This is a genomic window from Olsenella sp. An285, assembly GCF_002159625.1.
GTDB lineage: Bacteria > Actinomycetota > Coriobacteriia > Coriobacteriales > Atopobiaceae > Thermophilibacter > Thermophilibacter avicola.
In genome coordinates this window covers 89,909-100,255 of sequence record NZ_NFIZ01000009.1, presented here as the reverse complement: position 1 = coordinate 100,255, position 10,347 = coordinate 89,909, and the positions used below count along the sequence as shown (strand labels likewise).

Sequence of the window (10,347 nt, the reverse complement as noted above, 5' to 3'; positions counted from 1 at the left end):
GGGGGGGGGTTGTCTCCTGAGCTAGACGCCGCCGCGAGCATGCTGCGCTACGAGTGCTCGCATGCGGATCGACCACGCGTCGTTGTGGCTGCTCGCGCTGGACTCCCGCTCCCACGCGCTTCCCTTCCCCGACGCCGCCGAGGGCCAGTGGTACTCCGAGGCCGTCCGGTGGGCATGGCTTGACGGCGCCATGACGGGCTACGGCGACGGCACCGGCCTCTTTGGGACCGAGGCCTCGCTCTCACGTGCTGAGATGGCCACCGTCCTCTGGCGCCTCGCGGGCGAGCCCGAGGCCGACGCCGACCTCTCCGCCTTCGCTGGGCGGTCTCCGAGGGCGTCCTGCGCGGCACCGGCGAGGGGCTCCTCGAGCCCGGGCGCGCCGTGACTCGCGCCGAGATGGCGGCGATACTCATGAGGCTCGTGACGGTGAGCTAAGCCTCCGCTGCGGCCCAATCACCGAGCAAGAGCTTCTGCCAACAATCCGCCCGGTTGGGGCCGGAGAAGTGGCAGAAGCTCTTTCTCGTTCTTATCGCTCGCTCCTATCGCCGCGTAAGCCGTGCAGAAGTGCCTGCCCCCTTTGCAGGGTCGCTACACGTCCAGCCCCAGCCGGTCCGCGAGCTCCAGCCACTCGTCCTCGAGGGCCTCGCGCTCGGCCAGGCACGCGTCGAGCGCCTCCTGCGCGGCCATGAGGGCGGCGTAGTCGCTCGCGTCAACGCCCGCCATCTCCGCGCGCAGGCGGTCGGGGTCGCCGGCGGTCTTCTCCAGGCGCCGGGCCACCGCGTCGAAGCGCTTCTTGAGCTCGCGGCGCTCCTGGTTGGAGAGCCCGCTGCCGTTCGCCGCCGCCGCGGGGCGAGAAGGGCCGGCGGGCTCGCCCGAGACCGGGGAGGCCTGCGACTCCGCGTCCTTCTCGGCAGCCGCAAGGAGGCGCAGGTACTCGTCTACGCCGCCGGGCACGTGGCGCACGTGGCCGTCAATGAGCGCGAACTGGTCGTCGGTCACGCGCTCCATGAGGTAGCGGTCGTGGGAGACTACGAGCAGCGTGCCCGGCCAGCTGTCGAGCAGGTCCTCCATCACGGCGAGCATGTCCGTGTCGAGGTCGTTGCCCGGCTCGTCCAGCACGAGCACGTTGGGCTCCTCCAGGATGACGCACAGGAGCGCCAGGCGCCTGCGCTGGCCGCCGGAGAGGTCCTTGATGAAGTTCGTAAGCTCGCGCTGCTCGAAGCCCAGGCGTTCGATGAGCTGCGTGGGGCTCTGCATCTTGCCGCCCACGAGGTAGCTCCGCTTGTAGCGGCCGAGGACCTCGAGCACGCGCCAGTCGTTCTTCTCGCCCAGCGCGTCGAGGTGTTGGCTCATGAAGCCAAAGCGCACGGACGCGCCGATCTTCACGGTTCCCGAGGACGGGGCTAGCGCACCCGTCATGAGGGCGAGCAGCGTGGACTTTCCCGCGCCGTTGGCGCCGAGGATGCCGTAGCGGTCGCCGGGGCCGATGAGCCAGTCCACCCCCTCGATCACGTTGGGACCCCCGGGGTAGGCAAAGCTCACGCCCTTCATCTCGATGACCTGCTTGCCCAGGCGGCTCACGGCCAGGCGCTTGAGCTCGAGCGGGTTTCTGAGCGGCGGGTCGTTGGCAATGAGCGCGCGGGCCGCCTCGATGCGGAACTTGGGCTTGCTCGTGCGGGCCTTGGCGCCGTGAGCGAGCCAGTTGAGCTCCTTGCGCAGGGTGTTCTGCCGGCGCTCCTCCATGACGGCGGCCTGGCGCTCGCGCTCCACGCGCTGCTGGATGTAGGCGGAGTAGCCGCCCTCGAAGGGCTCTATGCGGCGGTCGTGGACCTCCCACATGTGCTCGCAGACCTCGTCGAGGAACCAGCGGTCGTGCGTAACCACCAGGAGCGCGCCCTCCCCCGCCGGCCAGCGGCGCTTGAGGTGTGCCGCCAGCCACTCGATTGCCGCGAGGTCCAGGTGGTTGGTGGGCTCGTCCATGAGGATGACGTCCCAGGTGTGACAGAGCACGCGGCAGAGGTCCACGCGGCGGCGCTGGCCGCCGGAGAGCTCGCCCACGGCGCCGTCGAGGTCGAGGTCGCCCACGAGCTCGTCCAGGATCGCGCGGATGCGGGCGTCCGAGGCCCAGGTGTACTCCGGCACGTCCCCAAAGATCGCGCGGCGCACGGGGTCCGAGTCGTCCAGGCGGTCCGCCTGCCCGAGGTAGCCCACGGAGAGGTTGCGCCGCCAGGTGACGGTGCCGGAGTCCGGTTCCAGCACGTGGCCAACGATCTCCAGCAGCGTGGACTTGCCGTCCCCGTTGCGACCCACGATGCCGATGCGCTCGCCCTCGTTGATGCCTATGGTCTGATCCTCCAGCACGCGCTTGCCTGGCCACTCGTGGCCCACGTGCTCGAGTCCTATGAGGATTCCCATTACTCGATCGCCTCCCCAGATGCGAGCCCGCGCAGGAGCGCGATCTCCGAGGCCCAGCCGTCGAGGCCCGCCTGCGGGGTCTCCAGCACCATGGGCAGGCCCGCGAGGCGCGGGTTGGTCACCACGGCGCGGAAGGTCTCGAGGCCGAGCGTGCCGGCGCCGATCCTCTCGTGGCGGTCCTTGTGGCTGCCGAGAGGGTTCTTGGAGTCGTTGAGGTGGAGCGCGCGCAGGCGGTCGAGCCCGATCACGCGGTCGAACTCGTCGAGCACCCCGTCGAGGTCGCCCACGATGTCGTAGCCCGCGTCCGCCACATGGCAGGTGTCCAGGCAGACTCCCAGCAGCTCGTCGTGCTCGACGCCCTCGATGATGCGCGCGAGCTCCTCGAAGCTGCGCCCGACCTCGGTGCCCTTGCCGGCCATGGTCTCCAGGAGGACCATGGTGGCCTGCCCGGGCTCGAGCACCTCGTTCAGGCCCTCGCAGATGAGGCGGATTCCCTCGTCCGCGCCCTGCTTGACGTGGTTGCCAGGGTGGAAGTTGTAGAGGTGGCCGGGCATGCGCTCCATGCGCTCGAGGTCCTCGCGCATCGCTCGCCGTGCGAACTCCACGGTCTCGGGCTTGGCGGAGCAGAGGTTGTAGGTGTAGGGCGCGTGCGCCACGAGCGGACCGATTCCGCGCTCCCCCAGCGTGGCGAGAAACGCGGAGAGGTCGTCGTCATCGAGCGCGCGGGCGTTGCCTCCGCGCGGGTTGCGCGTGAAGAACGCGAAGGTGGTGGCGCCTATGGAGACGGCGTCTGCCGCCATCGCGGCGTATCCGTTCGACGTCGAGAGGTGGCAGCCTATCTTGAGCTCGGGCATCTCGTCTCCTTGGTCTGCAAATTGGGGACAGCCCCCAATTCACATAAAGCTTTTGTGCAAATTGGGGACTGTCCCCAACTAACAGGTGTGGAGCCCCGACGCCGCCCGCGCCGGGCGCTAGCGACTCTCCAACAGGGCGGCCACGCGGTCGAGGATCGCGTCGGCCACGGCGGGCAGCGGCAGGGTCTCCAGCTGCTCGATGCCTTCCGCGCTCACCAGGGCCACGCGGTTGGTGTCCGCGCCGAAGGTGGACTCGGGACGGCTCACGTCGTTGGCCACGATGAGATCGGCGCCCTTGCGGCGGAGCTTCTCCGAGGCATGGGCGAGGAGGGCGTCGGTCTCGGCTGCAAAGCCCACGACAACGCGCTCCCCCTTTCGCGCGCAGAGGTCCGCAAGGATGTCGGCCGTTTCCGTGAGCTCGATGGCGTCCAGGTGCTCGGCGGCCTTCTTGAGCTTGTGGTCCGCGGGCGCGACGGGCGTATAGTCGGCCACGGCGGCGCAGCAGATCGCGGCGTCGGCGTGCTCGAAGGCCCCGATCGCCACGCGGTGCATCTCCGCCGCGGAGGTCACGTCCGTCCGCAGCGCGCCGGACGGCGTGGCCAGCGAGCACGGGCCCGCCACGAGGCGCACGATCGCGCCGCGGGCGCGCGCCACCTGCGCGAGGGCAAAGCCCATCTTGCCGGTGGAGGCGTTGGCGATGTAGCGCACGGGGTCGATGGCCTCGTGCGTGGGGCCGGCGGTGATCACGATCTCGCGGCCGGCGAGGTCGGAGACGAGGAGCCGCTCGCGGAAGTCGCGGTGCAGGGCGGCAACGGTCACGGCCACGATCTCGTCCACGGGTGCGAGCTTGCCTGTGTCGTCCTCGCCGCAGGCGAGGTGCCCGGAGTCGGGTCCGATCACCCGGACGCCGCGATCGCAGAGCGTCGCCACGTTGGCAAGGGTCGCGGGGTTCTGCCACATGTGAACGTTCATGCCGGGGGCCACCAGCACGGGGCAGCAGCCCCAGCACGCAAGGAGCGTGGTCGTGAGGCAGTCGTCGGCGATGCCGTGCGTCATCTTGGCAAGGACGTTGGCGGTGGCGGGGACCACCACGGCGACGTCCGCCCAGTGCGCGAGCTCGATGTGCGGGATGGGCGTGCCGGGGTGCCCGTAGAGGGAGGTGGCCACGGGGGCGCCGGAGAGCGCCTCGAAGGTCGTCGCGCCCACGAAGCGCTCCGCGTCCTCGGTCATGGTCACGTGCACGTCGCAGCCGGCCTTCTGGAGGCCTCGCAGGACCTCGCAGGCCTTGTAGGCGGCGATGCCCCCGCAGACGGCGAGAAGGACGCGCGGCCTCCTCACGTTTACCTGGCTCACTCCCCCTCGACCTCCTCGGACGTTATGAGGATGCGGTGGCAGTACGGGCACTCCGTGATCTCGTCCCCGTGGGCGAGGTCGTGGAAGGAGCTCGGCTGGAGCTTGACGCGGCAGACGCTCGGCACGTTGCCCACCAGGCGCTCCACGGCAAGCCCCTTGAAGCGCTTGCGGGCGACCTCGTAGGCGGCGAGGTGCGCCTCGGAGACCTCGGCTGCGGCGCGCTCGCGCTGGTGGGTGAGGTCGACGATCTCCGCGCGGAGGGACTTGGAGTCGGCGTCGAGCGAGGCCTGGGTGGCGTCGCGCTCGGAGTCGAGGCGCTCGGCCGTGAGGCGCGCGTTGCGCTCGGCGCGGGCCAGGCGCTCGAGGCGCTCCTTGGCGGGGCCGAGGGCGAACTCGCACTTCTCGATGCGCTTGGCGAGCGAGGTCAGCTGCTGCTCGAAGTCGCGAATCTCGCGGTGGGTGTGCTGGCCCTCGTCCGCGGCGGCCTGGACCTCGGCGGTCTTCTCGTGGTAGTGCGCGAGGTTCTCGCGGATGTCGGCAATCTCGAGCTCTGCGTCCTTGCGCTGGCCCACGATGCCCGTGAGCTCGGAGGAGACCTTCTTGCGGGCAAGGTCGATGGTCTTGAGGCGCGCCCGCTGCGGCATGGCGGCGAGGGTGGAGGCGCACTTGAGCAGGCGGATGTCCAGGTCCTGCAGGGAAAGAAGGGCGGTGGCTTCTGTCATGTCTCTTATCTCCTGTCAGCGCCGCCGCGCACCGGCGCGGTCGGCGACGATCCTAAGTAGCGCATCGGCAAAGCGGTCGAGATCCTCCTGGGGCACGCGCTCGTCAAAGGAGACGCGCAGCGACCCGAGGGCGCGGTCGCGCGGTATCCCCATGGCGGTGAGGACGTGGCTCGCGTCGAGGGAGCCGGAGGAGCAGGCGGATGCCGCCGAAACCTCGAAGCCCTCCTGGTCGAGCGCGAGCACGAGGGTCTCGGAGTCCAGACCGTCGACGAGCAGGCTCACGATGCCGGGGAGCCTGTCCGTGGCGTCGTCCGCAAGGGTGGGCGTGACGCCCGAGCCCGGGAGGCAGGCGCGTGCGACGAGCGCCCGGGCGCGCCCCGAGACCGCGGCGCGCGTGGGCTCGAGCCCGGCGCAGAGGGCGCGCGCGACGGCGGCGAAGGCAAGCGCGCCGCGGACGTCCTGGGTTCCAGCGCGAAGCCCGCGCTCCTGCCCGCCGCCCAGCGTGAGGGGGCGCAGCGGCACGCGCCCGCGCACGGCAAGCGCTCCCACGCCCACCGGTCCGCCCAGCTTGTGCGCGGCCACGCTCACGGCGTCAACGTCCGCAAGCTCGAGCGGCACGTGCCCGAAGGCCTGGACGGCGTCGGTGTGAAACACGGCGCCGGCGCGGTGCGCGGCGCGGGCGAGCTCGGGCACGGGCTGGACGGCGCCCGTCTCGTTGTTAGCGTACATCACGGAGACGAGGGCGCAGGTGTCGTCGAGAAGGGCTTCGAGCTCCGTGGGGCGCACAACGCCCGTGGCGTCGGGCCGCGCGAGCCTCACCTCGAAGCCGCGGCCCCTGAGGGCGGGCGCGAGGTCGAGCACCGAGTCGTGCTCGATCGCGGAGAGCACCACCGTGGAGCGCCTGGAGCTCCGCGCGCGAGCGCCCTCGGCAAGGCCGATGACGGCGAGGTTGTTGGACTCGGTTCCGCCTGAGGTGAAGATGACGTCCGAGGGCCTGAGCCCGCCGCCGAGGCAGCGGGCGAGGTCCGCACGCGCCCCGTCGAGCGCGCGGGCGGCGGAGCGCCCGAGCGTGTGGAGCGAGTTGGGATTGGCGCCCGCGTAAGGCGCCTCGTCGTAGGCGCGCATCGCGTTCAGGGCCTCGGGCCTGAGCGGCGCGGAGGCGGCGTAGTCGAGGTAGGTCACGTTGTGGGGCACGGTGCTACGCCCGCTTCCCCGAGGCCGCCTGCGCGGAGCGCCGCAGCGCGTCGATGGCGGCGGCGCGGTCCGGCGCGCCGAACACGGAGCTGCCGGCAACGAGCACGTTGGCGCCCGCGCCCGCGACCTCAGCGGCGGTCCTGGCCACGATGCCGCCGTCGACCTCGACGAGCGGCCTCACGCCGTGTTCCTCGCAGAGGCGCCTCAGGCGGCGGAGCTTGCGCACGGAGCTCTCGATGAAGCACTGCCCACCAAAGCCCGGGTTCACCGTCATCACGAGCACCATGTCCAGGTCGTCGATGATAGGGTCGAGCAGGCACACGGGCGTGGCGGGGTTGATGGCGATCGAGGCCTTGGCGCCGCGGTCGTGGATGAGCTGGACGAGGCGGTTGGCGTGCGCCGTGGCCTCGTAGTGGAAGGAGACGTAGTCCGCGCCGGCGTCGAGGAACTTCTCGACCATCTCGTCCGGGTTCGTGACCATGAGGTGCACGTCCACGGGAAGATCCGTCGAGGCCTTGACCGCGCGCAGCACGTCGAAGCCAAAGCTTATGTTGGGCACGAAGTGCCCGTCCATGACGTCGTAGTGAATCATGTCCGCGGTTGAGACGTCCGCGACCTCCTGCCCAAGGCGGGTGAAGTCCGCGGAGAGCACCGAGGGCGCGATCTTGATCTCGTTGAGCATCAGTCCCTCCCCTTCTCCTGGTCTGCGATGCCGTAGAACTCCTCGCTGGGACGTCTTCCCAGCAGCTGGTCCGTTGCGTCGAGCACGTTGACGCCGTCGTTCAGAACGGCGTGGACCGCGCTCGTGATGGGAACCTCCACGCCGTGCTCGCGCGCGAGGGAAAGGACGCTCTCCGCGGCCCGGGCGCCCTCGACCACGGTGTGGGTGCGCGCCTCGAACTCCTCGAGGGTCTCGCCTCGTGCGAGCGCCTCGCCAAAGGTACGGTTGCGCGAGTGGCGCGAGGTGCAGGTGGCCACGAGGTCGCCCATGCCGGCGAGCCCCATGGGCGTGAGGGGATCGGCCCCCAGCGCGGCGGACACGCGACCGATCTCCGCCAGGCCGCGCGTCATGATGACGGCGAGAGTGTTGTCCCCGGCCCCAAAGCCCACGGCGGCGCCGCAGGCGATGGCCACGACGTTCTTGACGGCGCCGCAGATCTCCACGCCCGTCACGTCCTGGGAGACGTACACCCTGAAGGACGGGGTGACGAGAAGCCCCTGGAGCCCGAGGGCAACCTCCTGGCTCTGGCATGCCAGGACGGCGGCCGAGAGCTTGCCCAGGCAGACCTCCTCGGCGTGGTTGGGGCCGGAGAGCGCGGCCACGCGCTCGCGGCCGCCCAGCTCGTCGGCCACGACGTCCACCATGAGCTCGCCGGTCCCGCGCTCGACGCCCTTGGTGAGCACGAGAACGGGAACGTCCGCGGGCACGAGCGGCGCGAAGTCACGGCAGGTGGAGCGGAGGTAGGCAGAGGGGGCGGCCATGACCACGACCTCGGCGCCCTCGACGGCGGCGGCACGGTCAGAGGTGGCCGTCACGTTGGCGGGAAGCTCGTAGTCCGTGAGGTGGCGCGGGTTCTTGCGGGTTCGGGTGACGGTGGCCGCGAGCTCGGGGTCGCGGCACCAGAGCATGACCTCGCGGGCGCGGGCGGAAAGGAGCCCCGCCATGGCGGTGCCCCAGGAGCCCGAGCCTATGACGGCAACGCGCCCGACGCCGCTCACCTTGCGGCTCCCTCGTCACGGCCGTCGCCGGCTGGCGCGGAGGGCTCGTTCTTCTCGCCCTTCTTGTGGAAGGCGAAGCGGCGCTCCTCTCCGTGGAGGAGACGGCGCACGTTCTCGCGGTGAGACCAGATCACCACGACGGCCGCAAGGGCGACGGGCGCCACGGAGACCGCCGGGAAGCCAAAGACGACGCACCACACGGGGAGCGACGCCGCGGCCACGATCGAGCCGAGCGAGACGTAGCGCGTGGGGATCACGAGCACGAGGAAGAGAGCGAGAAGGCCCACGCCGATGGGCCAGTAGAGCCCAAGGGCGGCGCCAAACCCCACGGCGATGCCCTTCCCGCCATGGAAGCGAAGGTACGGGCTGAAAACGTGCCCCAGGATGCAGCCCAGGAAGACCACGGAGAGCGCGGCCCCGAAGGAGGTGGTGTGGTCGAGCGAGGCGACGTCTCCCCCCAGGGCGAGCGCGGCGATGGCCCAGCGGGACACGAGCATCCACACGAGGCCCTTGGCGGCGTCCAGGAGCAGCGTGAGGCCGGCTGCCCCCTTGCCCACCGAGCGCGCGACATTGGTGGTCCCGATGTTGCCCGAGCCCACGGTGCGCACGTCCACGTGGCCCATGAGCATGGCCACGATCAGGCCGAAGGGTATGCCGCACACGAGGTATGCCCCCGCGGCGAAGACCGCGGTCCAGAGGGTAAGCTCGCTCACGCGCGGTCGCCCCCCTCGGACTTGCGGCGGAACTTGAGGCGCACGGGCGTGCCCGTCAGGTCAAAGCGGGCGCGCAGGCGGTTCTCGAGGAAGCGTTCGAAGTTGTCGTCCACCAGGTCGGGCGCGTTGCACCAGAAGGAGATGACCGGCGGCTTGGAGCCCGTCTGCGTGGCGTACTGGATCTTGAGGCGTCGCCCGCGCTCGCTGCGCGTGTGGCCGCCCTCGCGGATCTCGGCGAGAAGGTCGTTGAGCTCGACGGTCCTCAGCTGGCACGCATGCGCCTCGGCGGCGCGCACGGCGAGCGCGAGGACCTTGTCCGTGGCGCGGCCGGTGAGGGCGGAGACGTTCACGGTGGGGATCCAGGGCGCGAAGGCGAGGCGCTTGTCGATGGAGGCGACGATCTCGTCGCGCTGCTGCTCGGTCTCCACGAGGTCCCACTTGTTGAGCACGAGCACGAGGCCGCAGCCGCGGTCTATGGCCATGCCGGCGACCTTCTGGTCCCGCTCGGTCACGCCCACCGTGGCGTCCACGACGAGCAGGCACACGTCGGCGCGGTCGATGGCCTGCAGGCCGCGTACGAGGCTGTAGTACTCCACGTCCTCGTGGACCTGGGTCTTCTTGCGCATGCCGGCCGTGTCCACGAGGCGGATGGGCTGGCCCTTCCACTCGATCACGGTGTCGATGGCGTCGCGCGTGGTGCCCGCGACGTCACTGACGATGGAGCGCTTCTTGTTGGCGAGGCGGTTGGCGAGGCTGGACTTGCCCACGTTGGGCCTGCCCACGATGGCAAGGGAGAGCATGTCGTCCTCGGCCTCTTCCTCGGTGGGCTCGGGCAGGGCGTCCACGATCTCGTCCAGGAGGTCCCCCGTGCCGTGGCCGTGGCCGGCGGAGATGGGGCGCGGCTCGCCCACGCCGAGGGCGTAGAAGTCCCAGAGGCCGTCCTGCTCGGCGGAGGGGTCGTCCTTCTTGTTGACAACGAGGAAGACGGGCTTGTCCTGGCGGCGCAGCACGCGCGCGACCTCCTCGTCCTCATCGGTCACGCCGGTGGTGCCGTCCACCACGAACACGATGACGTCTGCCTCCTCGCAGGCCATGAGGGCCTGCTCGCGGATGCGCGGCGCGAAGACGTCCTTGGACTTGACGGACTCGATGCCGCCGGTGTCGATGAGGGTGAAGTCTCGACCGTTCCAGTCTGCGTCATGGTACGAGCGGTCGCGCGTGACGCCGCGCGACTCGTGGACGATGGCGTCGCGGCTCACCGCAATGCGGTTGACGAGCGTGGACTTGCCGACGTTGGGGCGGCCGACCACGGCGACTACGGGCTTGGGCATCTTGTCTCCTTGCTATTCCATTGGTGCAGCTAGCGTACCACGAGCG

Annotated in this window: 10 protein-coding genes and 1 pseudogene; 2 read left to right on the top strand and 9 right to left on the bottom strand. The window is 70.5% G+C overall.

The genetic code is table 11. The features are described from left to right. Positions 1 to 61: 61 nt before the first annotated feature. A pseudogene (locus tag B5F79_RS11330) lies at positions 62 to 247 on the top strand (hypothetical protein); the annotation flags it as partial. 20 nt (positions 248 to 267) lie between these two features. Further along, the gene (locus B5F79_RS11325) at positions 268 to 435 is read left to right on the top strand and encodes an S-layer homology domain-containing protein (protein ID WP_087219634.1); all 168 of its coding nucleotides are present in this window, start codon (positions 268 to 270) and stop codon (positions 433 to 435) included. A gap of 153 nt (positions 436 to 588) precedes the next feature. Here the strand turns inward: B5F79_RS11325 and B5F79_RS07400 are convergent, their stop codons facing one another. From B5F79_RS07400 to der, 9 genes are all read right to left on the bottom strand, one after another. Next, positions 589 to 2,415, bottom strand: a complete 1,827-nt coding sequence (locus B5F79_RS07400; protein ID WP_087219594.1) for an ABC-F family ATP-binding cassette domain-containing protein — start codon at positions 2,413 to 2,415, stop codon at positions 589 to 591. Further along, positions 2,415 to 3,269: a deoxyribonuclease IV gene (locus B5F79_RS07395; protein ID WP_087219591.1), complete on the bottom strand. Its 855-nt coding sequence runs from the start codon at positions 3,267 to 3,269 to the stop codon at positions 2,415 to 2,417. The genes B5F79_RS07400 and B5F79_RS07395 overlap by 1 nt, the downstream gene beginning before the upstream one ends. A gap of 117 nt (positions 3,270 to 3,386) precedes the next feature. Further along, complete coding sequence (gene coaBC / locus B5F79_RS07390) at positions 3,387 to 4,622, bottom strand: bifunctional phosphopantothenoylcysteine decarboxylase/phosphopantothenate--cysteine ligase CoaBC (protein ID WP_241147275.1); 1,236 nt, start codon at positions 4,620 to 4,622, stop codon at positions 3,387 to 3,389. Further along, on the bottom strand, positions 4,619 to 5,344 hold the full coding sequence (locus B5F79_RS07385; RefSeq protein ID WP_087219589.1) for a zinc ribbon domain-containing protein: 726 nt from the start codon (positions 5,342 to 5,344) through the stop codon (positions 4,619 to 4,621). Before B5F79_RS07385 ends, coaBC begins: the two co-directional genes overlap by 4 nt. A 15-nt stretch (positions 5,345 to 5,359) precedes the next feature. Beyond that, entirely contained in the window at positions 5,360 to 6,538 is a 1,179-nt protein-coding gene (locus B5F79_RS07380) for a cysteine desulfurase family protein (RefSeq protein WP_087219586.1), read from the bottom strand. 4 nt (positions 6,539 to 6,542) lie between these two features. Then, positions 6,543 to 7,220 (bottom strand): ribulose-phosphate 3-epimerase, encoded by a 678-nt coding sequence (gene rpe, locus B5F79_RS07375; RefSeq protein WP_206391072.1) that lies wholly within the window; start codon positions 7,218 to 7,220, stop codon positions 6,543 to 6,545. Continuing rightward, entirely contained in the window at positions 7,220 to 8,257 is a 1,038-nt protein-coding gene (locus B5F79_RS07370) for an NAD(P)H-dependent glycerol-3-phosphate dehydrogenase (RefSeq protein WP_087219583.1), read from the bottom strand. The genes rpe and B5F79_RS07370 overlap by 1 nt, the downstream gene beginning before the upstream one ends. Beyond that, on the bottom strand, positions 8,254 to 8,970 hold the full coding sequence (plsY, locus tag B5F79_RS07365) for a glycerol-3-phosphate 1-O-acyltransferase PlsY (RefSeq protein ID WP_143786270.1): 717 nt from the start codon (positions 8,968 to 8,970) through the stop codon (positions 8,254 to 8,256). The genes B5F79_RS07370 and plsY overlap by 4 nt, the downstream gene beginning before the upstream one ends. Further along, positions 8,967 to 10,301, bottom strand: a complete 1,335-nt coding sequence (gene der, locus B5F79_RS07360) for a ribosome biogenesis GTPase Der (protein ID WP_087219580.1) — start codon at positions 10,299 to 10,301, stop codon at positions 8,967 to 8,969. The genes plsY and der overlap by 4 nt, the downstream gene beginning before the upstream one ends. Positions 10,302 to 10,347: the final 46 nt, after the last annotated feature.